This is a genomic window from Humibacter ginsenosidimutans, from assembly GCF_007859675.1.
GTDB lineage: Bacteria > Actinomycetota > Actinomycetes > Actinomycetales > Microbacteriaceae > Humibacter > Humibacter ginsenosidimutans.
The window spans coordinates 749,436-772,965 of the sequence record NZ_CP042305.1 but is presented as its reverse complement, the minus strand read 5'-3'; the positions used below and the strand labels follow the sequence as shown (position 1 = coordinate 772,965).

At 67.7% G+C, this 23,530-nt stretch carries 19 protein-coding genes, 1 tRNA gene and 1 pseudogene; 16 read left to right on the top strand and 5 right to left on the bottom strand.

Going from position 1 to position 23,530, the window contains the following annotated elements; genetic code table 11:
* Positions 1–138: 138 nt before the first annotated feature.
* From FPZ11_RS03710 to FPZ11_RS03700, 3 genes are all read right to left on the bottom strand, one after another.
* Positions 139–1,506: an MFS transporter gene (locus FPZ11_RS03710; protein ID WP_246846512.1), complete on the bottom strand. Its 1,368-nt coding sequence runs from the start codon at positions 1,504–1,506 to the stop codon at positions 139–141.
* A gap of 141 nt (positions 1,507–1,647) precedes the next feature.
* Entirely contained in the window at positions 1,648–2,265 is a 618-nt protein-coding gene (locus tag FPZ11_RS03705; RefSeq protein ID WP_146322674.1) for a response regulator, read from the bottom strand.
* A gap of 43 nt (positions 2,266–2,308) precedes the next feature.
* Positions 2,309–3,748, bottom strand: a complete 1,440-nt coding sequence (locus FPZ11_RS03700; protein ID WP_146318477.1) for a sensor histidine kinase — start codon at positions 3,746–3,748, stop codon at positions 2,309–2,311.
* A gap of 434 nt (positions 3,749–4,182) precedes the next feature.
* Here FPZ11_RS03700 and ileS point away from each other — a divergent pair, with 434 nt between their 5' ends.
* Genes ileS through ndk form a run of 4 tightly spaced genes read left to right on the top strand, consistent with a single transcriptional unit; the run spans position 4,183 to position 9,752 of the window.
* Positions 4,183–7,515: an isoleucine--tRNA ligase gene (ileS, locus tag FPZ11_RS03695; RefSeq protein WP_146318475.1), complete on the top strand. Its 3,333-nt coding sequence runs from the start codon at positions 4,183–4,185 to the stop codon at positions 7,513–7,515.
* Positions 7,512–8,882: a bifunctional folylpolyglutamate synthase/dihydrofolate synthase gene (locus tag FPZ11_RS03690; protein WP_146318473.1), complete on the top strand. Its 1,371-nt coding sequence runs from the start codon at positions 7,512–7,514 to the stop codon at positions 8,880–8,882. Before ileS ends, FPZ11_RS03690 begins: the two co-directional genes overlap by 4 nt.
* 37 nt (positions 8,883–8,919) lie before the next feature.
* Positions 8,920–9,339, top strand: coding sequence for a DUF4233 domain-containing protein (locus FPZ11_RS03685; protein WP_146318472.1), 420 nt, complete (start codon positions 8,920–8,922; stop codon positions 9,337–9,339).
* Positions 9,336–9,752, top strand: coding sequence for a nucleoside-diphosphate kinase (gene ndk, locus FPZ11_RS03680; protein ID WP_146318470.1), 417 nt, complete (start codon positions 9,336–9,338; stop codon positions 9,750–9,752). The genes FPZ11_RS03685 and ndk overlap by 4 nt, the downstream gene beginning before the upstream one ends.
* Positions 9,753–9,982: 230 nt before the next feature.
* Here the strand turns inward: ndk and FPZ11_RS03675 are convergent, their stop codons facing one another.
* Complete coding sequence (locus FPZ11_RS03675) at positions 9,983–10,594, bottom strand: vitamin K epoxide reductase family protein (protein ID WP_146318468.1); 612 nt, start codon at positions 10,592–10,594, stop codon at positions 9,983–9,985.
* Between the two features lie 381 nt (positions 10,595–10,975).
* Between FPZ11_RS03675 and FPZ11_RS03670 the strand changes: the two genes are divergently transcribed.
* Positions 10,976–13,618 carry an Rne/Rng family ribonuclease gene (locus FPZ11_RS03670; protein ID WP_146318466.1) on the top strand — a complete coding sequence of 881 codons (2,643 nt, stop codon included), beginning with the start codon at positions 10,976–10,978 and terminating at the stop codon, positions 13,616–13,618.
* Between the two features lie 32 nt (positions 13,619–13,650).
* On the opposite strand, the gene FPZ11_RS03665 is transcribed toward FPZ11_RS03670, so the two are convergent.
* Positions 13,651–13,923, bottom strand: coding sequence for a DUF4031 domain-containing protein (locus tag FPZ11_RS03665; protein WP_146318464.1), 273 nt, complete (start codon positions 13,921–13,923; stop codon positions 13,651–13,653).
* A gap of 222 nt (positions 13,924–14,145) precedes the next feature.
* On the opposite strand from FPZ11_RS03665, the gene rplU reads away from it, so the two are divergent.
* The 11 genes and pseudogenes from rplU (at position 14,146) to FPZ11_RS03610 (ending at position 23,507) form a co-directional block, all read left to right on the top strand.
* Positions 14,146–14,454, top strand: a complete 309-nt coding sequence (rplU, locus tag FPZ11_RS03660) for a 50S ribosomal protein L21 (RefSeq protein WP_146318462.1) — start codon at positions 14,146–14,148, stop codon at positions 14,452–14,454.
* A 21-nt stretch (positions 14,455–14,475) separates the two neighbouring features.
* Positions 14,476–14,730: a 50S ribosomal protein L27 gene (gene rpmA / locus FPZ11_RS03655; RefSeq protein ID WP_146318460.1), complete on the top strand. Its 255-nt coding sequence runs from the start codon at positions 14,476–14,478 to the stop codon at positions 14,728–14,730.
* Between the two features lie 152 nt (positions 14,731–14,882).
* Positions 14,883–16,400: a GTPase ObgE gene (gene obgE, locus FPZ11_RS03650; RefSeq protein WP_146318458.1), complete on the top strand. Its 1,518-nt coding sequence runs from the start codon at positions 14,883–14,885 to the stop codon at positions 16,398–16,400.
* Between the two features lie 23 nt (positions 16,401–16,423).
* Positions 16,424–17,200: a glutamate 5-kinase gene (gene proB / locus FPZ11_RS03645; protein ID WP_437438635.1), complete on the top strand. Its 777-nt coding sequence runs from the start codon at positions 16,424–16,426 to the stop codon at positions 17,198–17,200.
* Positions 17,201–17,228: 28 nt separating this feature from the next.
* Positions 17,229–18,518, top strand: a complete 1,290-nt coding sequence (locus FPZ11_RS03640; RefSeq protein WP_146318454.1) for a glutamate-5-semialdehyde dehydrogenase — start codon at positions 17,229–17,231, stop codon at positions 18,516–18,518.
* A 91-nt stretch (positions 18,519–18,609) separates the two neighbouring features.
* Positions 18,610–18,846, top strand: coding sequence for a hypothetical protein (locus tag FPZ11_RS03635; protein WP_146318452.1), 237 nt, complete (start codon positions 18,610–18,612; stop codon positions 18,844–18,846).
* Between the two features lie 12 nt (positions 18,847–18,858).
* Positions 18,859–19,479, top strand: a complete 621-nt coding sequence (gene nadD, locus FPZ11_RS03630) for a nicotinate-nucleotide adenylyltransferase (RefSeq protein WP_146318450.1) — start codon at positions 18,859–18,861, stop codon at positions 19,477–19,479.
* Positions 19,480–20,583: 1,104 nt separating this feature from the next.
* The gene (locus FPZ11_RS03625; RefSeq protein ID WP_146318448.1) at positions 20,584–21,036 is read left to right on the top strand and encodes a hypothetical protein; all 453 of its coding nucleotides are present in this window, start codon (positions 20,584–20,586) and stop codon (positions 21,034–21,036) included.
* A 63-nt stretch (positions 21,037–21,099) separates the two neighbouring features.
* Entirely contained in the window at positions 21,100–21,474 is a 375-nt protein-coding gene (gene rsfS, locus FPZ11_RS03620) for a ribosome silencing factor (RefSeq protein ID WP_146318446.1), read from the top strand.
* A gap of 76 nt (positions 21,475–21,550) precedes the next feature.
* Positions 21,551–21,626 (top strand) — tRNA-Ala (locus FPZ11_RS03615).
* A gap of 383 nt (positions 21,627–22,009) precedes the next feature.
* Positions 22,010–23,507: pseudogene (locus FPZ11_RS03610) on the top strand (aldehyde dehydrogenase family protein).
* Positions 23,508–23,530: the final 23 nt, after the last annotated feature.

The following is a 23,530-nucleotide window of genomic DNA, read 5'->3' as shown; positions in this document are numbered from 1 at the left end:
CTGTATATGCGGCACCGTGTCAACTGGTGCCTGAGTGTGGGATGCCCACCAGCCTACCGTGCGGTGAAATCCGCTTCCTGAACGAGCGAGGCGAGCCGAAGGGCCTGTCCAGGCTGCTTCGACTCGCCTCGGACTCGCTCAGCGAGCTGCAACCGCGCTCTCGCCCGTTTCCTCCGACTCGAGCACCTCGGTCGCATCGGCGGCGCCTTCGCGGCGCGCACGGGCGATGGATGCCGCGGCCAAGGCGGCGACGAGCGTGACGGCCGACAGCACGGCGAGCACGACTCCCGGGTGCCACCACGCATCGTGGCTCGCCGCTCCGAGAGCGGTCGTGACGATCGGGATCAGGCCGGACAGCGCGGCGGCGACCGCGTAGGCGATGGACAGTGCGCTGTAGCGGATCGACTGCCCGAAGATGTCGGCCATGAGGCCGCCGAGGCCCGCCCAGCTGAGCGTGGGGAAGATGCCGCCGATGATCATCGTGCCGACGAGGATCGGGAACGTGGCGAACTGCAGCATGTAGTACATCGGGAACGCGATGATCAGCGTCGTGAGGGCGCCGATCCACACGACGCGCGCCGAGCCGATCCTGGTCGCCCACAGCCCGAAGAGCGGGATCGTGACGAACTGGAGCACGCTGCCGATCGTCGTCGCGATGAACAACTGCGTGTAGTCGAAGTGCAGCGCCGTGACGCCGTAGCTGATCGTGTACGTGTTCATCAGCGAGTACGACCCGATGCCGAGCAAGGCGGCGCCGATGGCGACCACGAGCGCGACCGGCTGGCGACGGAACACGTCGAGCACCGGCATCCTCGTGCGACGCTTTTCGGCCACGAGGTGCGTGAAGACCGGAGTCTCGTCGATCGAGAGCCGCAGATAGAGCGAGACCGCGAGCAGCGGGAGCGCGAGGAGGAACGGGATGCGCCAGCCCCACGATGCGAGGGCTTCGGGCGACATGGTGAAGCTGAGCACGAGGTAGAGCACGGCCGTCACCGTGGTGCCGATCGGAGAGCCGAGCTGCGGGATGGCGGCGTAGAACCCGCGCCGCTTCTCGGTGGAGTGCTCCACGCCGACGAGAATCGAGCCACCCCACTCGCCGCCGAGCGAGAGACCCTGGATGACCCGCAGCAGCACCAGGAGCGCGGGTGCCGCGAGCCCGATGGTGGCGTAGCCGGGCAGAACGCCGATCAGCGCGGTGGAGACGCCCATGATGCCGATGGTCCAGATGAGCGTCGCGCGCCGGCCGAGCCGATCGCCGAGATGCCCGAAGATGATGGCGCCGATCGGACGCACGAAGTACGAGGTGGCCAGCACCAGGAAGGAGAGCAGGGTGCCGGCGACCCGGTTCTCCGCCGGGAAGAAGACCGACGCGCTGAAGAGGGCGCTGAAATAGCTGAAGACGTAGAAGTCGTAGGACTCGAGGGAGGTGCCGACGAGAGAGGCGAGGGTCACCCGCCAGGCGTTCTTGTCGGCGTTGCGTGCTGCGATGGCTGTGGAATCGGTCACGGGGTACAAGTGTGGCGCCAGATGGCGCCGCCGTGTGCTGTGTTACCTCCAGCGTTGCGCCCGCCGGATTGTGGCGGATTTCCAAGAACCCGATCGATGCGCTCCGGTCGGATGTGCAGGCATTGCTTGCTGGAGATGGGCTCAGATCGCTGCATCGAGCCAGGCGAGCACGGCGAGCACCCGTCGGTGGTCCGCACCCGAATCCTCGAGGTCGAGCTTCGTGAAGATCGCCGAGACGTTCTTCTCGATGGCGCCGACGCCCACGTGGAGTCGGGCCGCGATGGCCTGGTTCGTGCGCCCCTCCGCCATGAGCTGAAGCGTTTCGCGCTCGCGCGGGGTGAGCGACGAGAGCGGGTCGGCGTGACGGCCGACGAGCTGGGCGACGACCTCGGGGTCGAGGGCGGTGCCGCCGGCTGCGACGCGGGTGACGGCATCCACAAGCTCGTCGAGGGATGCCACGCGGTCTTTGAGCAGATAGCCCATGCCTCCGGCCCCCGCCCCGAGCAGCTCCCTGGCGTAGGTGGTCTCGACGTACTGGCTCAGCAGCAGCACCCCGCGGTCGGGATGCCTGCCGTGCAACTCGAGCGCGGCACGCACGCCCTCGTCGCGGAACGTGGGCGGCATGCGCACGTCGAGGATGGCCACGTCGTACGGCACCTCGGTCGCTGCGGCCAGGAGGGCGTCGGCATCGCCGAACGCGCCTGCCGTCACGAAGCCGGCTTCGTCGAGAACACGACTGAGCCCTTCGCGCAGAAGCATGGAGTCATCGGCCAGCAGCACGCGAAGGGCTTCGGTCACGCGTTCACGATAGCGGCACGATGACGGTGACCGCCGTTCCGTTCGATCCGGACTGGATGCCCGCTGTGCCGCGCATCGCCGTCACGCGTTCCCGGATGCCCGCGAGTCCGTGACCTGACACCTCCGTCGCCCCGCCGACGCCGTTGTCCGCGACGGTGAGAGAGACACCTGCGGCATCGGTCTTCAGCGTGATGTCGGCGTGAGCCGACTTCGCGTGCTTGGCCACGTTGGTGAGCAGCTCCGCGGCGACGAAGTAGAGATTGCGCTCGAGCTCCGGCGAGAGCGTCGTCGTGGGGGAGAGCTCCGTCGTGACGGTCACCGGCACGGTGCTGCGCGTCGCCAGCGAATCCAGAGCCGCACTGAGCCCGCGGTCCTGCAGGATGGGCGGCGCGAACCCTCTGGAGAGGGCTCGCAGCTCGTCGAGAGCCTCTTGCGCACGACCGCCGGCTTCGTCGAGAAGCCGCGACGTCGCATCCGGGTCGACCGAGAGCCTGCGCTGTGCAGCGGCGATGTCCATGCGAAGTCGCACCAGCTGTTGCTGGGGGCCGTCGTGGATGTCGCGCTCGAGCCGGCGAAGCTCGCGATCCTCCGCCGCGACAGCCGCTGCCCGTGAGATCGCGAGCTCGTCGACCTCCTTGCGCAGCTGCTCCGACTCCCAGGAGCCGAGCAGTCCCCGTGCGACGACCCACTGCAGCGTGATGAGGCCACGCGTGACGAACGGGAGTGTGAAGAGGAACACGATCCCGACGACGCTGTAGAGCATCAGGTCGCCCGCGGCGGGGGCGAAGGGTGCGCTCGTGTGCAGCGTGTGCTCCCAGACGGACTCCGCGATCCAGATGTTGCCGTTGTCGTGCGGCACGAACCCGCCCCAGATCCAATAGCTCGCGCCGCCGACGCCGGCGGACAGCCAGGTGATGAGCACCGACCACGTCAGAATGCTGACCGGGAGTTGAACGACGCTCGAGTAGAGCAGGTAGAGCCAGTAGTGACCGTTCGCGAACGGGCCGAAGACCCGGCCGATGAAGCCGTGGCGCGCCTGCTCGCGCCACGGGGGACGTGGAATGCCGGGGCGCCCCGCCGCGCGAAGGAGCGCCAGCGTGAACATGCCGTAACCCCTCGCGGCGTAGAGGCTCGCCACCAGCAGGAAGATCCCGATGTAGATCACGACGGTCCCGACGCCCGTGAAGAAGACGGGCCACAGCACGCTCATGGCGACGATGGCGAGCGGGAACAGCACGAAGAGCACGCCGACCTCCCTGGGGGCGTACACCCAGAGGCGCCCGTAGCGACGCCAGAACCCGTCACGGACAGGCTGCGGGAGCTTGCTGACAGCGGCGGGCGCCGTCCCCGCGCCTTCGACCTCGCTTCCGCCGGCCTCGGCGTGAGCAGCGGCTCCTGGCGTGATCGGATCCGCGATGCCTGACGGCGATCCGGTGTCGGTCATGTCCCATTCCCTTCGATGAGTAGTCGTCGGATGCTGCCGTGCGTCGCCACGATCGCGACGGGTCCCATGCAGTCCTCAGCCGTACAACTCCAGCGTCGCGTTCGCCAGGTTCCCATCACATCCGGTCGGTCACCGAATCGACACGGGGGTTATCCCCACCATCGCCGCCCCCGCTCCCGGTTGTAGACTGAACGGCAACGACTGCGATCCGGCCATCACCGGGGAGTCTCCGGAAGAACGGTGTCGAGCATCCGCACACGCGGCGCGCGGCACTCACTAGAACCGGACGGGTGGCCCGTCACAGCCGCAACGAGTGGTTGCGCACCGCCGAGGGATGCCGGTGCGCGGCAAGCGGGGTGGTACCGCGCTCCGGTCAGAACGTCCAGACGACCGGCGGCGTCCTCGTGCAGAAGTCCTTTCCTGCCGGGAGAAGCATGCCGTACCCCAAGTCCCACGACCACTCCGACCCGCACGCCGCGGCGCAGGGAGTCACGCCGTCGCCGCGGTTCCCGCAGATCGAGGAGGACATCCTCGCGTTCTGGGATGACGATGACACGTTCCGCACGTCCGTCGATCAGCGCGAAGGTGCTCCGGAGTGGGTCTTCTACGACGGTCCGCCCTTCGCCAACGGGCTGCCGCACTACGGCCACCTGCTCACCGGCTATGCGAAGGATGTCTTCCCGCGATTCCAGACGATGCGCGGCAAGCAGGTGCACCGCCGATTCGGCTGGGACACGCACGGGCTGCCCGCCGAACTCGAGGCGGAGCGCCAGCTCGGCATCACCGACAAGAGCCAGATCGAGGAGATGGGCATCGCGGCGTTCAACGACGCCGCACGGGCATCCGTGCTCAAGTACACGCGTGAGTGGCGGGAGTACGTCACCCGTCAGGCGCGGTGGGTCGACTTCGACAACGATTACAAGACGCTCGACATCACCTTCATGGAGTCGGTGCTGTGGGCGTTCAAGCAGCTCCACGACAAGGGGCTCGCGTACGAGGGGTATCGCGTGCTGCCGTATTGCTGGCGCGACCAGACCCCGTTGTCGAACCACGAGCTGCGCATGGACGACGACGTCTACAAGATGCGTCAGGACCAGACGGTCACGGTGACCTTCCCGCTCGTCGGGGAGAAGGCAGAGGCGCTCGGGCTGACCGCCGTGCGCGCACTAGCGTGGACGACCACACCGTGGACCCTGCCGACGAACCTCGCGCTCGCCGTCGGCCCCGACATCGTCTACGCGGTGGTTCCTGCCGGCCCGAACGGAACAGCGGACTCCGAGGTGTCGAGAGAAGACGGCGGTGAGCCGCTCGGCTCCGAGGTGCTCGGCGCCGAGTATCTGATCGCTCTCGATCTCGTCGGCTCGTACGCGAAAGACCTCGGCTACGAGTCCGCCGAGGATGCCCGCGACGCCGTCTCCCGCACCGTGACCGGCCTGCAGCTGGCCGGCGTGCGCTACGACCGCCTCTGGGACTACTACGCCGATGCCGAGACGTACGGCACGCAGAACGCCTGGCAGATCCTGGTGGACGACTATGTGTCGACCGAAGAGGGCACCGGCATCGTGCATCAGGCGCCCGCCTACGGCGAGGACGACCAGCGGGTCACGGCCGCGGCGGGCATCCCCGTCGTGCTCTCCGTCGACGAGGGTGGCCGGTTCCTGCCCGAGGTCGCCGATGTCGCCGGGCTGCAGGTGTTCGACGCGAACAAACCGTTGACGCAGGCGCTCAAGGCGATGGGACGGCTGCTGCGGCAGGCATCCTACGAGCACAGTTACCCGCACTGCTGGCGGTGCCGCAACCCGCTGATCTACAAGGCCGTGTCGAGTTGGTTCGTGAAGGTTCCCGCCTTCCGCGATCGCATGGTCGAGCTGAACCAGCAGATCGAGTGGGTGCCCGACAACGTCAAGGACGGCCAGTTCGGCAAGTGGCTGTCCGGGGCGCGCGACTGGTCGATCAGCCGCAACCGCTACTTCGGGTCGCCGATCCCGGTGTGGAAGAGCGACGACCCGAGCCACCCCCGCATCGACGTGTACGGCTCGCTCGCCGAACTCGAGCGCGACTTCGGACGTCTGCCGGTGAACGCCGACGGCGAACCCGACCTGCATCGCCCCTTCATCGACGACCTGACGCGGCCGAATCCCGACGATCCGACCGGTCGCTCCACGATGCGCCGCATCACCGACGTCTTCGACGTGTGGTTCGACTCGGGATCGATGCCGTACGCGCAGGTGCACTATCCGTTCGAGAACCGCGAGTGGTTCGACACGCACAACCCCGCCGACTTCATCGTCGAGTACATCGGGCAGACCCGTGGCTGGTTCTACCTGATGCACGTGCTGAGCACGGCGCTCTTCGATCGACCGGCGTTCAAGCGCGTGATCAGCCACGGCATCGTGCTCGGCAGCGACGGGCAGAAGATGTCGAAGTCTCTGCGCAACTACCCCGACGTGGGCGAGGTGTTCGACCGCGACGGCTCGGATGCCATGCGCTGGTTCCTCATGTCGTCGTCGGTGCTGCGCGGCGGCAACCTCGTCGTCACCGAGGAGGGAATCCGTCAGGGCGTGCGCGAGGCCCTGCTTCCGCTGTGGAGCACCTGGTACTTCTTCTCGCTCTACGCCAATGCGTGCGGCTACGAGGCGAAGCGCAGCACGGATTCGACCGATGTGCTCGACCGCTACCTGCTGGCGAAGACGCGCGAGCTGGTGGATGCCGTCACCATCGACCTCGAGAACCTTGACTCGACGCTCGCCGCGGCCAAGATCAGGGACTTCGCCGAAGTCCTGACCAACTGGTACGTGCGACGCTCGCGCGACAGGTTCTGGGAGGGCGTTACGGCGGACGGCTCGAACGCGGAGGCGTTCGACACCCTCTACACGGTGCTCGAGACCTTCGCGCGGGTCGCAGCGCCTCTGCTGCCGCTCATCACCGAGCGCATCTGGAAGGACCTCACCGGCGGTCGCAGCGTGCACTTGACCGACTGGCCCGACTCCGCGGAGTTCCCGCGCGACGACGAGCTCGTCGCAGCGATGGACCGGGTGCGTCAGGTGAGCTCGGTGGCGTTGTCGCTGCGCAAGCAGGCAGGACTGCGGGTGCGGCTTCCTCTGGCTGAGCTCACCGTGGTGACGCCGAACGCCGGCGCGCTGGCGAGCTTCGAGGGCATCCTCACCGACGAGCTCAACGTGAAGCGCGTGCAGCTCGTGGAACTCACGGAGCAGAGCCCCGAGGAGTACGGCATCAGCAAGCGGCTGACCGTGAACGCCAGAGCCGCAGGCCCGCGGCTGGGCAAGAACGTGCAGACGGCCATCCGCGGCGCGCGTGACGGCGACTGGTCCGAGGTCGACGGCGTGGTCACGGCGGGTGGCATCGAGCTGGCGATAGGCGAGTACGAACTCGTGCTCGAGGCCGCCGACACCGAGTCGGGTCGGGCGATCGCCCTGTTGCCGGGCGACGGGTTCGTGCTGCTGGACATCACGACGACGCAGGAGCTCGAGGCAGAGGGCCTCGCACGCGACGTCGTGCGTGCTGTGCAGGAGAGCCGCAAGAAGGCGGGCCTCGACGTGAGCGACCGCATCAGGCTTCGCCTGGTGCTCGACCGGGTGGGAGCCGATGCGGTCAGCGCCCATGCACAGCTCGTGAGTGCAGAGACCTTGGCGGTCGAGCTCGACGTCGACGTCGACGACGATGCAGCGGATGCGGACGACGCGGTGGCCGTGGGTGCCGCATCCGCCCTGCTGGTGAGCCTGGAGAGGGCGAAGGAGGAACGGTGAGCGATTCCGCTGACGAGGAGTTCCGCGAGGCCGCGGACGCCGTGTACGACACGCTGCTGGAACGACTCGGCGAGTCGAACCCGCGGCCCCGGTTGGCGCCGACGCGCCGTGCGCTCGAGCTGCTCGGCGATCCGCAACGGGCCTACCCGATCGTGCACATCACGGGCACCAACGGCAAGACGTCGACGAGTCGCATCATCGAGAGCATCCTGCGCGCATACGGGCTGCGCGTCGGCCTGTTCACCAGCCCGCACCTGTTGCGCTTCAATGAACGCTTCATGATCGACGGAGAGCCGATCTCCGACGAGGCGCTCGCCCGCAACTGGGACGACGTGGCCCCCTACGTGCAGATGGCCGACGACGAACTCGAAAAGGAGGGCGACGCCCGTCTGACGTTCTTCGAGGTGACAACGGTGCTCGCCTACGCGGCCTTCGCCGACGCACCCGTCGATGTGGCCGTGATCGAGGTCGGCATGGGCGGCGAGTGGGACTCGACGAACGTCGGCGACGGACAGGTCGCCGTGTTCACACCGATCTCCCTCGACCACACCGAGCGTCTCGGTAAGACCATCGCCGAGATCGCGCGTACCAAGAGCGGAATCATCAAGCCGTCTGCGACCGTGGTGAGTGCCGCGCAAGTGCCGGAGGCCGTCGCAGAGCTGCGGCGAGCGGCCGAGATGCGCGAGGCATCCATCGCATTCCAGCCCGAGGACTTCGACGTGACGGCTGATGCCGTGGCCGTCGGAGGTCAGCTCGTCACGATCCGCGGTCGGGCCGAGACCTATCCCGACCTGTTCCTACCGCTCTACGGGGCGCACCAAGCCCAGAACGCCGCGGTCGCCGTCGCGGCCGTCGAGGCGTTCCTCGGCGACGGCAGCGAGGCGCTGCGCGCTCCACTCGTCGAGGAGGCCTTCGCCACCGTCACCTCGCCCGGCCGGCTGCAGCTGGTGGGCACCGAGCCGACCGTGCTGCTGGATGCCGCCCACAACCCGGCGGGAGCGCTCACCCTCGCCAACGCACTGCCCGAGTTCTTCGATTTCGACGAGATCGCGTTCGTGATCGGCATTCTGCGCGACAAGGATGCCCACGGCATCCTCGACGCGCTCGCCCCGTTGGCGGCGCACATCTTCGTCACCCAGTCGCACTCCGAACGATCGACGTCGTCCGACGAGCTCGCCGATCACATCGAGGAGTGGACCCACGAGCACGTCGAGTCGTATCACGATCTCGGCGACGCCATCGAGGCCGCCCGCGAATGGGCGGCGAGCGATGAGCGACGAGCCGTGGTCGTCACGGGCTCGATCGCGCTCATCGGCGAGGCGCTCGAACTGGCGCAGGATCGCGACTGGAAGGCGGCCGCCGAATGACGGCGATGCACCGCACACAACGGTGGGGAGGCGGGCGATGAGCGGAGAAGACACTGCGCCTGCTCCGCGTCGCAGACGCGAACGCTCGGCACAGGAGAGCCTGGGCGCCATCGTGCTCGGGTTCGAAGTGGTGGTCGTGTTCTTGGGAGCACTGGTCATCTTCGGCCTGCACACGCTGTCGCCTGCGCAGGCGCTGATCGGCGGAGGCGCGGTGATCGTGCTCATGCTGATCGCCGTCGCACTGCTGCGCTACCGGGTGGGCTACTGGATCGGCTGGCTCGTGCAGCTGGTCGTGGTGGCCTCCGGATTCCTCGTCGGCATGCTCTTCATCGTCGGCGCGATCTTCACCGCCATCTGGGCCTACGCCATGATCACCGGAGCACGCCTCGACCGGCGGGGCGCGGAACATCGCGCAGGCTCGACAGACCCCGACCCCACTCACAAGGAGAACGAATGACCACCATCGAAGAGACCCTCGTGCTCGTGAAGCCCGACGGTGTGGCCCGCGGCCTGACCGGGGAGATCCTTCGCCGCATCGAGGCCAAGGGCTATGCGCTCGTCGACATCAAGCTCGTCGAGGCCGACCGCGAGCTGCTCGCGCAGCACTATGCGGAACACCAGGGCAAGCCGTTCTACGAGCCCCTCGTCGAATTCATGGAGTCCGGTCCTATCGTCGCCATCCGCGTCGCGGGCAACCGTGTGATCGAGGGCTTCCGCTCGCTCGCCGGTGCCACCGACCCGACCACTGCCGCACCAGGCACGATTCGTGGCGACCTCGCCCGTGACTGGGGCCTCGCCGTTCAGCAGAACCTCGTGCACGGTTCCGACTCGCCCGAGAGCGCCGCACGCGAACTCGCGCTCTGGTTCTGAGCTGTCTTGCGCGCCAGTCCCCGCCCGGCGCGCCGCGGTCGGGCCTGGTGCGTGACCGGGTTCGGCGCCGTCGGGCCCGCCGCCTCTGAGAGCGTGTTGCGTCGGGCGCGGGGGCGCCGGGCTGCGTTCATAGGCTGCGCCGTCCCAGCGAGGACGGCGCAGCCTTGAGCTTTCACGTCTTCTTCGCGCATGCGGCACTCAGCAGGGTCAGCCGCGAGCCGCAGAACGGATCAGCGGAACGCGTTCGGGATCCACTGCACCTGGATCTGCGCGAACACCGCCACGATCACGTAGCAGATGAACGTGATCAACGGGATCCAGCTGTACGCCGCTGCGAAGAACGCCCTCACCCGATCGTTCGTGGGAATGTTGCCCTCTTTCAGGTTGTAGAAGGTCACCGTCCAGAACAGCGGGATGGTCACGGTCCACGTGATCATGCAGTAGGGGCAGAGCACGTAGAGGCTGTACAGGCTCGTGACGATCAAGAAGATCACGAGCACGATCGCGCCGAGCACGCCGAGATTGAACAGCATCCAGAACCAGCGGCGGAAGCGGGCACCCGCGAGGATGCCGACACCGACGGCGATCGGCGCCGCCCAGCAGGCGATACCGATGATCGGGTTGGGGAAGCCGAGCACGGATCCCTGCCACGACGCGAGGTTCTTGCCGCAGCCGATCAAGGGGTTGATGTTGCAGGTGAGCTGCGCCGACGGATGCTCGAGCAACGTGAACTTGTCGAGCGTGAGCGCGAAGGCGGCCAGCCATCCGATGATCCCGACGATGATCAGGAAGACGGCGAGGCCTATGGGCTGTTTCGTTTCGGTGGGGGAGTCGAGCGACACGTAACGGATTATCGCAGAGCGACACACCCGCCTCGGTGCCCCCGTGAAGGGGTGTCGTGCACTGTCGTGCGATAATGGACGGCAGTCGATGCGGCACCGCCGGGTCGGCCAAGAACAAGCTTTTCGGGTACGCGCCCAGCGACGATACCCGGCGGTGGGGTCGCGCGCGACGCCACCGAGACATGCAGAACACGTGACAGACAGGGGATGGGCGAACGAAAGCGAGAGCAGCGATTCAGGCGCCACGAAGCGCCTCGACAATCGCGCACCCTTTCGTTCGCCGCACCGAGGATTGGCGGGTCGCAGCGATATGCGCGGCCCGCGTGAGTACAGCCGTACCCGGCGCGCGCGTGCGTCGTACGGTCGAGGAGTGCACCAGCGATGGTGGAGAACGATCAGAATTCATGGGAAGAATCGCACGGCACAGAAGGAGCTGCACCGCGTAAGCGCGGCAGGCTCTTCGGTGGCAGGCGCGGGACGCGCAAGACCGAGCCGGAGGTGCAGGCGGCTGCTCCGGAGGGCATCCCCGGTCAGAGCGTAGAGGCGCCGGCGACGAACGCCGTCGTCGAACAGCCGGCGGCCGAGCAGGCCACGGCGGAGGCCACGTCCGCGACGACGGTCGAGATCGGCCGTGCGGACGACGTTGCCGAGACGGAAGCGCAGGCTGAGGCATCCGACGAACCCGCGGCGCAGGCCGCCTCTGCCGCGCACGCCGCACAGGCCCCTGGCCTCCCGAGCACGGCTCTGCTGTTCCAGGCGCCGCCCGTACTCGCACCGCCGCCCGTCGCGGCACACGAAGAGACCGCGGAGCGGGAAGAGGGCACGTCGCGCAAGCGCACGCGTCGGCGAGGCGGATCGGGGGAGGGGCAGGACGAGGCACCGCGCCGTCAGCGCGAGCCGGAGCTCATCACCGAACCGCAGAAGGTCAAGGGTTCGACTCGGCTCGAGGCGAAGAAGCAGCGCCGTCGCGACGGCCGCGACGCGGGCCGGCGTCGTCCGGTCATCACCGAGGCCGAGTTCCTCGCCCGCCGCGAGGCCGTCGACCGTCAGATGATCGTGCGATCCAAGGGCGGGCGCATCCAGATCGGCGTGCTCGAAGACGGCGTGCTCGTCGAGCACTATGTTGCACGTTCCCAGGAGGCGTCGCTGATCGGCAACGTCTATCTCGGCCGGGTGCAGAATGTGCTGCCCAGCATGGAGGCCGCCTTCGTCGACATCGGGCGTGGACGCAACGCCGTGCTCTACTCGGGCGAGGTCGACTGGGATGCCGCAGAGACCGGCAATCAGCCGCGCCGCATCGAACTCGCGCTGAAGTCGGGCGACAAGGTTCTCGTGCAGGTCACGAAGGACCCGGTCGGCCACAAGGGCGCCAGGCTCACGAGCCAGGTCAGCCTGCCCGGCCGATATCTCGTCTACGTGCCCAACGGGTCGATGAACGGCATCAGCCGCAAGCTGCCCGACACCGAGCGCGCGCGCCTCAAGAAGATCCTCAAAGAGGTGCTGCCGGAGAACACCGGTGTCATCGTGCGCACCGCGGCCGAAGGCGCCACCCAGGAGCAGCTGACGGTCGACGTCAACCGCCTTACCGCGCAGTGGGCGGACATCTCGAAGCAGGCCGAGAGCGTGCAGGCGCCGGCGCTGCTGCACAGCGAACCCGACCTGCTGATCAAGATCGTGCGTGACGTCTTCAACGAAGACTTCCAGAAGATGATCATCGCGGGCGACGACGCCAGGCAGACCATCGAAAGCTACCTCCGCCAGGTGGCGCCCGACCTTCTCGAGCGGGTCGAGGCATACGAGGGCCAACGGGATGCCTTCGACGAGTTCCGCATCACGGAGCAGATCGAGAAGGCGCTCGACCGCAAGGTGTGGCTGCCCTCCGGCGGTTCGCTCGTGATCGATCGCACGGAGGCCATGACGGTCGTCGACGTCAACACCGGAAAATTCGTGGGCTCCGGCGGCAACCTCGAAGAGACCGTCACCAAGAACAACCTCGAGGCGGCGGAGGAGATCGTTCGTCAGCTGCGGCTGCGCGACATCGGCGGCATCATCGTCGTCGACTTCATCGACATGGTGCTCGAGTCCAACCGCGACCTCGTGCTGCGGCGTCTCGTCGAGTGCCTGAGCAGAGACCGCACCAAGCATCAGGTCGCCGAAGTCACCTCGCTCGGTCTCGTGCAGATGACGCGTAAGAAGCTCGGCCTCGGCCTGCTCGAGACCTTCAGCGAGCCGTGCGAGGTCTGCGCCGGCCGCGGAGTGATCGTGCACCACGACCCGGTCACGAAGCACAGGGCACCGCAGCCGCCGGAAAGGCGACGCGGGGGCAAGACCGGTGCGACGGCATCCGCCAACAGCCAGTCCACGGCCAACGGGCACGCCGGCACGCACGAGATCACCGACGATGCGAAGAACGCGCTGGCCCAGATCGCGGCGAGCACGCTGCACCCTCACCCCGATGCCGATGCCGAGCTCGCAGAGGTCGCGACCGAGGCCACCGGTGAGGCGGCATCCGGCCCGAAGCACCGTGCAGCCGGCTCAGAGAAGCAGGGTGACGGTGTGGCCGTCGACGGCGGTCCGAACGCCGAAGGCGACGAGAAGAAGGATGCCCCGCGCAGCCGCAGAGGCGGTCGCGGTCGCGGTCGTCGCGGTTCCGGCAACGGCACCCCGAACAACGACGAGGCCGTCGTCGCAGAGACGCCGCGCGAGCCGGAGACCTCTGCCGAGGTGCCGGTCGCTGTGGCCGATGAGGCACAGGCGCACGAGTCGGTCTCGAACGAGCACGCGGCGCGGGCCGACGATGAGCTGGTTCCGCCGCTCTCGATCCTCGACATCCCCGTGCAGGTGCATGCGGAGCCCGCAGCTCGCGTCGACCGGGAACAGGCCAAGGAGATCCTCGGCTCGGTTCTCGATGCGCTTCCGGAGCCGAAGCAGCCGGGCCAGGGCCGGTCGCGTCGACGGGTGACGACGGCCGGACTCACCGGCGGTACCATCGCCCCTGCTCAGGACGACGCACAGCACGCGTGACGTGTGGCTGACGCCCCGTCTCGCACGGGGTGTCAGCGCCGGCGCCGCTCGGCGGCTGTGATGCGCAGGCCGCTGTCGCGCAGACGCTCGACGAGCTCCCGGTTCGACACCGGTCGCGCGCCCGCCGCGACCAGATCGTCGTGGCTTCGTTGCGGCACGTCGTAGTGGTCGAGATCGAACGCGCGTTCCGGCACTCCGTTTCTGTGTGCGAACTCGTGCAGTTCGGCCAGAGAGCTGTCGCTGAGGAGGTGAGACCAGAGCGTTCCGTGGTTCGGCCACCGAGGAGTGTCGATCAGGATGGCCATGGCGGTGAGTCTACGACCGGGACGGGGTGACACGCTGCCGGCCCGGTTTGACCGCCTTTGCGGCCTTACGGTAAGCTCGACTGTTGGTGTGCGCCGACTTATCGCGGTGAAGCACCCTTTCGTTTTCTGGCTCGAACCCTTCTCCCACTTTGGGGGCGTGACCAGCGAAATCAAACGTCAGCCTGGAATCCGAAGAGATTCCTCATCAGATAGGTACGAGTAGTGGTTTACGCAGTTGTGCGCGCCGGCGGTCGGCAGGAGAAGGTCGAGGTCGGCACCATCGTGACGATGGACCGCGTCAAGGCCGGAGAGAACGGCACGGTCGAGCTCCCCGCGGTGCTCCTGGTCGACGGTGACAAGGTCACCAGTGACGCCAAGGCTCTGGCCAAGGTGAAGGTCACCGCCGAGGTGCTCGGCGACCTCCGTGGTCCGAAGATCGTGATCCAGAAGTTCAAGAACAAGACCGGCTACAAGAAGCGCCAGGGCCACCGTCAGGAGCTCACGCGTGTCAAGGTCACCGGCATCAAGTAAGCAGCGCGAGGAGAGACACTCATGGCACACAAAAAGGGAGCGAGCTCCACTCGCAACGGCCGCGACTCGAACGCGCAGCGCCTCGGCGTCAAGCGCTTCGGCGGCCAGGTCGTGAACGCGGGCGAGATCATCGTCCGCCAGCGCGGCACGCACTTCCACCCGGGCGCCAACGTCGGCCGTGGTGGCGACGACACGCTGTTCGCCCTCGAGGCGGGCGCTGTCGAGTTCGGCACCAAGGGCGGCCGCAAGGTCGTCAACGTGGTGGCCGGCGACTGACCTCTCGTCAGGCAAGACATACCGGATGGGCGGGCCTCGTGCCCGTCCATCCGCGTCTGCGGGGCGCGGTGCACCGATGACGTGCACGCGCCGTCGCACAGGCATCCGATTACCGTAGAAATCGACCCGCACGGCGGGAGAGTAGGAGCATCATGGCGACGTTCGTCGACACCGTGACGCTGCACCTGCGCGCAGGGCACGGCGGCAACGGATGCGTCTCGGTGCGCCGGGAGAAGTTCAAGCCTCTCGCCGGTCCCGACGGCGGCAACGGCGGCCACGGCGGCGACATCGCGCTCGTGACCGACCCGGGTGTCACGACCCTGCTGGCGTACCACCGGCATCCGCACCGCACGTCGGAGAACGGCGGTTTCGGCATGGGCGACAACCGAAGCGGGGCTTCGGGAGACGATCTGGAGCTGCCGGTGCCCGTCGGCACCGTGGTGAAGGATGCCTCGGGCACACCGCTCGCAGACCTCGATCAGCCCGGAATGCGCTACGTCGTGGCGCCTGGCGGGTTGGGCGGTCTCGGCAACGCCGCGCTCGCTTCGCCCAAGCGCAAGGCGCCGGGCTTCGCGCTGCTCGGCACACCGGGGTGGGAGGGCGACGTCGTCCTCGAGCTGAAGACGGTCGCCGACGTGGCCCTCGTCGGTTACCCGTCTGCGGGCAAGTCCAGCCTCGTCGCAGCGCTTTCGGCGGCGAAGCCGAAGATCGCGGACTACCCGTTCACGACCCTGCACCCCAATCTCGGCGTGGTGCAGGCGGGCGACGTGCGATACACGATCGCCGACGTCCCGGGTCTCATCGAGGGCGCGAGCGAGGGCAAGGGGCTCGGACTCGAGTTCCTTCGTCACGTCGAGCGGTGCAGCGCGCTGCTGCACGTGCTCGACTGTGCCACTCTGGAACCGGGGCGCGATCCGATCAGCGATCTCGACGTCATCCTGCGTGAGCTCGCGGCCTATCCGGTTCCCGAGGGGCAGCTGCCGCTCCTGGAGCGTCCCCAGCTCATCGCACTGAACAAGATCGATGTGCCGGATGCCGCGGAGCTCGCCGCGTTCGTCCGTCCAGAACTCGAGGCGCGCGGCTATCGCGTGTTCGAGATCTCGACGGTCAGTCACGAGGGCCTTCGGGCGCTGTCTTTCGCGCTGGCGCAGCTCGTCGAGGAGGCCAGGGTCGCCGCGGCCGCCGAAGCGGAGACGACGCCGCGCATCGTCATCAGGCCGAGGGCCGTCGACGAGGCGGGATTCACCGTGCGGGCAGAGGGCGGCTCTGAGGGGACGGTGTATCGCATTCGCGGTGCGAAGCCCGAACGGTGGGTCGCCCAGACCGACTTCGCGAACGACGAGGCGGTCGGCTTCCTCGCAGACCGGCTCGCCAAGCTCGGCGTCGAAGACCAACTCGTGAAGGCCGGCGCCATCGCGGGATCGGCAGTGGTGATCGGCGGTGACAACGGTGTGGTGTTCGACTGGGAGCCGACGCTGACGTCGACCGCCGAGCTGGTCACGTCGCCTCGCGGTTCTGATACCCGTCTCGACACGAACCAGCGGCCCACCCGGGGCCAGCGGCGCGAGGAGTACCACGAGCGCATGGACGCGAAGGCTGAGGCGCGGGCGGAGCTCGATCGCGAGCGTGAGGCCGGTCTCTGGCGCGGTGACGACGGCGAGGCCGAGTAAGAGTGGTGATCAGCGACAGATCGATGATCCGGGCCGCGCGGCGCATCGTCGTCAAGGTGGGGTCGTCGTCGATCAGCGGCGAGAACGCACACCAGATCGGCCCCCTCGTGGATGCTCTCGCCGCGACGCACTCGACCGGCACGCAGGTGGTTCTCGTGTCGTCGGGCGCCATCGCCACGGGCATCCCGTATCTGGCGCTGGACGGTCGTCCCACCGATCTCGCCACGCAGCAGGCGGCAGCCGCGGTGGGGCAGAACGTGCTCATCTATCGCTACCAGGACAGTCTCGACCGTTACGACATCGTCGCCGGCCAGGTGCTGCTGACGGCGGGCGATCTGGAGAATCCGACGCCTCGGTCGAACGCACGGCGTGCGATGGAGCGGCTTCTCGACCTGCGCATCCTGCCCATCGTCAACGAGAACGACACGGTCGCGACCCAGGAGATCCGGTTCGGCGACAACGACCGCCTTGCCGCGCTGGTGACGAGCCTGATCGGTGCTGACCTGCTCGTTCTGCTCTCGGATGTCGACGCGCTGTACACGAAGCCGCCGCAGGAACCCGGCGCGGAACGTATCGATTTCGTCGCAGCAGGCGATCCGCTCGACGGCGTCGAGATCGGAGCGAGTTCGCTGGCAGGCGTCGGCACAGGCGGTGCCGTCACGAAGGTCTCCGCCGCGCGGCACGCCGCGGAATCCGGCAGTGCCGTGCTGATCACGTCGACCGGCCTGGTTCGATCAGCGCTCGCGGGCGAGTCTGTTGGCACGTGGTTCGAGCCGCAAGCGTCTTCACCACGCTCGTAGGGTGTGCGGCACGCCATAAACTTGGCGGATGACCCCCACCGTTCTCCAGTCCGCCTCCGCGACGCTGGACGTCGCCGCGTTCGAGCGCAAGCTGCGTGCCGCGAAGGCCGCGACGGTGCCGCTGACGACCGCGACGGCCGCGCAGAAGAACGCGGCGTTGCGGCGCATCTCCGATGCGATCCTGGCCGACGCGGGTCGCATCATCGAGGCGAACGCCGAAGACCTGGAGCGCGGCAGGGCCAATGGGCTCTCGGCCGGACTCCTCGATCGGCTCGCTCTCGACGAGCGGCGCATCATGGCGCTGGCACACGCCGTCGACGATGTCATCGCGTTGCCAGACCCCGTCGGCACGACGACGCGCGGCAGCAGGCTGCCGAACGGCGTGTCGATCCAGCAGGTGCGCGTGCCGTTCGGGGTGGTCGGTGTGATCTACGAGGCGCGGCCGAACGTCACCGTCGACATCGCAGCGCTGGCGCTCAAGAGCGGCAATGCTGTCGTCCTCAGGGGCGGCAGGGCGGCCGAGTCGAGCAATCGCCTGCTCGTCGACGTGATCAGGGGCGCGATCGCCGAGGCGGGCATTCCGGCGGATGCCGTGCAGACCGTCGACGAGTTCGGCCGCGAGGGCGGAACCCTGCTCATGCAGGCACGAGGCCTCGTCGACGTGCTGATCCCACGGGGGAGTGCACAGCTCATTCGCACCGTGGTCGAGTCATCCACCGTGCCCGTGATCGAGACCGGAGCGGGAGTCGTGCACATCGTGCTCGACGAGAGCGCCAACGAGCACTGGGCCGTCGACATCGTACGCAATGCCAAGGTGCAGCGCCCCAGCGTCTGCAACGCGGTCGAGACGGTTTTGGTGCACAAGGCGGCGGCGCAGCGTCTGCTTCCGTCCGTGCTGACGGCACTGCGCGCAGACGGTGTGACGGTGCACGCGGATGCTCGTGCTCACGAGATCTTTCCCGATTCGATCCCCGTCACGGATGAGGACTGGGCGACAGAGCACATGAGCCTCGACGTGTCCGTCGGCGTCGTCGATTCGCTCGATGAGGCCATCGAGCACATCCGACGCTATTCGACGCAGCACACCGAGTCGATCATCACCGACGATCTCGGCAACGCCGAGCGGTTCCTCGCCGAGGTCGATTCCGCCGTCGTGATGGTCAATGCGTCGACCAGGTTCACCGATGGCGGCGAGTTCGGATTCGGCGCCGAGGTGGGTATCTCCACGCAGAAGCTGCACGCAAGAGGTCCGATGGGGCTGCCGGAGCTCACCACCACGAAGTGGATCGTTCGGGGCTCGGGCCAGATCCGCGAGTGAGGTGCGGCGCGCCGCACCGCCCGGCGGTCGGCACCGCGCCCATCATGAGTAGACTTGTCACCTGGCATTCGCCGCGAAAGGAAAGAGTCGCATGTCGATCGTTGCAGCAGCCATCGCAGAGGGAACCTCGAACGCTTACGGGGTGCAGCCTTGGGTGCTCGGCATCGTCGTCTTGTGCGTGTTCGCGGTCCTCGCGTTCGTGACCTGGACCTACCGCGACGTGGCCAACCGCCACAGCCACAAGGCAGAGGCGGATGCCGCACAGCACGCCGGCGCGCCAGGCGCGTACCACCATGGCGCAGGTCACCCCGGGCCCGAGGAACACTGACCAACGGGTCACATGCGGCCGTCGTCGTCCACCGGCCCGTCCGGGCAGCGCCGTGAGCGCGTCGGGGTCATGGGTGGAACATTCGATCCGATCCACCATGGTCACCTCGTCGCGGCCAGTGAGGTCGCGCAGTCGTTCGATCTCGACGAGGTCGTCTTCGTGCCGACGGGCGAGCCGTGGCAGAAGGGCCGAGTGACCGAGGCGGAGCACCGTTATCTGATGACGGTGATCGCGACGGCATCCAACCCGCGGTTCACGGTCAGCAGAGTCGACATCGACCGGAACGGCCCGACGTACACGATCGACACGCTCCGCGAACTGCAGGCGGCGCGGCCCGATGCGGACCTTTTCTTCATCACCGGTGCTGACGCCATCGCCCAGATCCTCAGTTGGCGCGACGTCGACGAGCTCTGGGATCTTGCGCACTTCGTCGCTGTGAGTCGACCGGGACATCTGCTCGAAGTGACGGGTTTACCCAATGGCGACGTAAGCTTGTTGGAGGTTCCGGCATTGGCCATCTCGTCGACCGACTGTAGGGACCGCGTCAGCCGGGGTTTCCCCGTCTGGTATCTCGTACCCGATGGAGTTGTCCAGTACATCTCCAAGCATCACCTTTACCGGAGTGTGGCATGACGTCGTGGCAAGACCAGCCGCCACAGACGCGGCGCCAAGCGAGAGAGAGTCAGCGCGCAGCTGAACACGAACACGAGACCTCGGGCGCCGAACCGGCGGCGGGCTCGCGTCGTGCGGCCACCTATGCACCGATCCAGGGCGGCGAGGTCCCCGAGGTGTCGACGCCGTACTCTTTCGCGTCGAGCCAGCGAGACGCCTCGGCACCGACAGCACAGAACCCTGCTCCGGCTGCTCCCATGCGGCCGCGTGCGCCGCGTTACGACGACCTCGCTTTCGACAGCCTGTTGGCGGCATCGCACGCCGGCGGTCCGACGAACGCCGCTCCGGGCCAGGATCGCCTGCCCGCGCCGGTCGCCTATGCCCCCGTGCCGTCGCAGCCCGCCCCCGCCCGTCAGGAGCCTGCCGACTACACGTCGCCTGTCGCCTACACGCCTCCGCAGCCCACCCCGCCATCGCAGCCGTCCACACCGCCTCAATCGGCACAGCCCGTGCCTGTTCAGCGCGCCGTGCCGTCGGTGCCGGCCGAGGATCGCCCGCTCACGCGCAGGGAACTGCGCGCCATGATGCAGGCGCAGCGCCCAGCGGAGGAGGCCCAGGAATCCGCGGTGGCACCCGCCATGCCGCTGCCGTTTGCGACGACGCGTCCTGAGTCTCAGCCTCAGTGGCCGACGCCCGTGGCGCCCGCAGAGCCCACGTCTTCGGCGGCCGATGTGCAGCGGGCCGCGCCTGCACCGGCGGCGGTGAGCCGCCCGGTACCGCTTCCCGCGGCCTCCGACGCCCCGGAGCCCCCCGCGTCCCGCGTATCCGACGCCGAGTGCCGCAGCGCCGGCATCCAGGTTCGCGGACCTGATCAGCGGCAACATTCCTGTGGTGGCCGCCGACGCCGCAACATCATTCGAGGCACCCGTTCCTACGCCGAGGCGAGCGCCAGAGCAGGTACTCCCGGCCGAGGTTCCGGCCGTCGCACAGCAGCCGACCCCGGAACGCACCATCCCCGTCGCCCACGCTGCACCGGCTCCTGTCGCACCGACGACAGGCGAAACGAACACGGGACCGGCGACAGACCCGCAGTTGCGAGCCCGTGCTGCCGGACACTGGTCGACCATGAACGGGGACGATGCCGCGCCCGGAGACCCGGTGAGTGCGCGATCCACGGCATCGACGGGAAGCGTGACCACGGCGAATGCGCTGATCCTGCCCACCAGCCCTGTGGCGGGCCTTGGAACATCTCCTTTGACGAGCACCGGGGAGGTCATCGTCACCGGGTCGATCGACCTGCCGCGCTCGCTCGGTGCGACGGGGCAGCATCCCGATCACTTCGACTCCTCCGACATCGACAAGCTGTTCGATGAGACGGATGCCGCGCCGGCGTCATCGAGTGTTGCACCTGTGCGTGCGAGCAGGGCTGTGGCGACGCACACGTCGACGCGCGGCATGATCACACCGCCGACCAAACGCGGCAACAAGCTGCCTGTGGCGCTTGCCGTGACGGCGGCGTTCCTGGCCATCGGCGTGGCGGCCCTGCTGGTCGCGGGCTATGTCTTCCATGCATTCTGATTCACGTGCGAGCCGTCGGCACTTCGACGAGCTCTTTCGTCTGTTCCACGAGGTGGTATCCGTATGACCGCGTCCGCGCCTGCGCGCGAACTGCTGCAACTCGCGGCCGAGGCCGCTGATTCAAAGGCAGCGACGGATCTCGTCGCACTCGACGTGTCCGGCCCCCTGCCGCTCGTCGACGTCTTCCTGATCGCGTCCGGCAACTCGGAGCGCAACGTGATGGCCATCGCCGCAGAGGTCGAAGACAGGCTGAACGAAGCGGGTGCCAAGACCATCCGCCGCGAAGGCCGTTCGGAGGGCCATTGGGTGCTCCTTGATTTCGGTGACCTCGTCGTGCACGTGTTCCACGAGGAAGACCGTGTGTACTACTCGCTCGAACGCCTGTGGAAGGACTGTCCGACGGTGCCCTTCGCGCTGCCCGTGGCGAGCGAAGCATGACCTGCCGGATTCGTCGTCACGGCATCGGATGTAGTACTCTGGTGAGGTTGCTCCGCTGAAGCGGAGGCGACATTCTGGGTCTGTGGCGCAGCTGGTAGCGCACCTGCATGGCATGCAGGGGGTCAGGGGTTCGAGTCCCCTCAGATCCACCAACGCCCCTGTACTTCCGCGGAAGTACAGGGGTTCTTTCGTATCCGGTGCTGTCGGACGATCACGGAAGCACCGCGGGAGATCTCTCGGGTTCAGGCCCGATCGCGTGATCCGCAGCCTTCCGACGAGATCGCCCGCGGAGGGACGAGATGACGAACGGGAGTGCGGAGACCACCAGGGTGCCGACCGAGATGATGTTGAGACTCGGATCCGACGAAGGGGACGTGCGCCAGAAGCACACCTGCCGTGCACGGAACGGCAGAGCACGTCGGAAGTCTCGCGGCGATGACCCTGCATGCCTCGCCACCCGCTGCATACCTTCAGCCCACGGATGGTCAGCCCAACCTGAAGAGATTCGTAGGATCGATGGTTAGGCTCGCTCCTCGTGGACACGCTGTACAACGCCGATGCTGCCGCCGACGCCACCTCGGCCGATCAGGTTCGAGGCCTGTTCATCGACGGCTCGACCGTGGCGTCGGCATCCGGTCGAACGTTCGAGAGCCGCAACCCGGCGACCGGCGAGCTCGTGGCCGAGGTCGCCGAGGGCGACGCCGCTGACATCGACCGTGCCGTGGCCGCTGCGCGACGCGCGTTCGAGGGGGCCATGGCGGCGATTCTCGCCGTATCAGCGGCAGCGCGTGCTCGAGCGGTTCGCCGAGCTCGTCGAGGCGCGGTTCGACGAGCTGGCCGTTCTCGACACGCTCGACATGGGCGCACCTTTGCAGCGGACGAAAGGGCTGCGGCAGCGAGTCCTGGGCATGCTGCACTATTACGCGGGGCTCGCGAACGTGGTGCACGGCCAGACCATCCCCAACTCACTGCCTGGCGAGATCTTCTCGTACACGCTGAAAGAGCCCGTCGGTGTGGTCGGCGCGATCATCCCGTGGAACACGCCGCTCGCGGCCGTGGTGTGGAAGCTCGGGCTCGTGCTCGCGACCGGGTGCACCGTCGTGCTCAAGCCGGCCGAGCAGGCGCCGCTGACGGCGCTGCGGCTCGCCGAGCTCGCGCACGAAGCGGGCGTTCCCGAAGGCGTCGTCAATGTGGTGCCCGGGTACGGCGAGACGGCGGGCGCGGCTCTGGCCGGGCACCCCGGAGTCGACAAGATCGCGTTCACGGGGTCGCATCTCACAGGGCAGGCCATCGTGCGCGCCTCGGCCGGCAACCTGAAGAGGGTGTCGCTCGAGCTGGGCGGCAAGTCTCCCGACGTCATCTTCTCCGACGCCGATCTCGATGCCGCAGTGCCCGGCGCCGCGATGGCCGTGTTCGCCAACTCAGGGCAGGTGTGCAGCGCAGGCACGAGGATGTTCGTGGAGCGCGACATCTACGACGAGTTCGTCGAGCGTGTCGCCGAGCACGCGCGATCGCTGCGGATCGGGAACGGCATGGATCCGCAAACGCAGATCGGTCCGGTGGTCTCCAAGGAGCAGCTGGATCGCATCACTGGATATCTCGATCTCGGCGTGCAAGAAGGTGCACGCGCCGTCGCCGGAGGCGCTCGACTGACCGAGGGTGAGTTCGGCAACGGCTTCTTCGTGCCGCCCACGGTGTTCGCCGACGTGCGCGACGAGATGCGCATCGCCAGGGAGGAGATCTTCGGACCGGTGCTCTCGGCGATCGCCTTCGATGACATGGACGATCTGCTGCGCAGGGCGAACGCGAGCGACTTCGGCCTCGGCGGGGGAGTGTGGACGCGAGACGTGGGCAAGGCGCACAGGGTGGCCGCCGAGCTGCGCACCGGCACCGTGTGGGTGAACTGCTACGGCCTGATGGATCCCGCGGTGCCGTTCGGGGGATACAAGATGAGCGGCTACGGGCGCGAGTCCGGAGCACAGCATCTCGACGAGTACCTCGAGACCAAGTCCGTGATGATCAAGACCGACTGAGCCGGGTGTTCAGTCTATGGCGC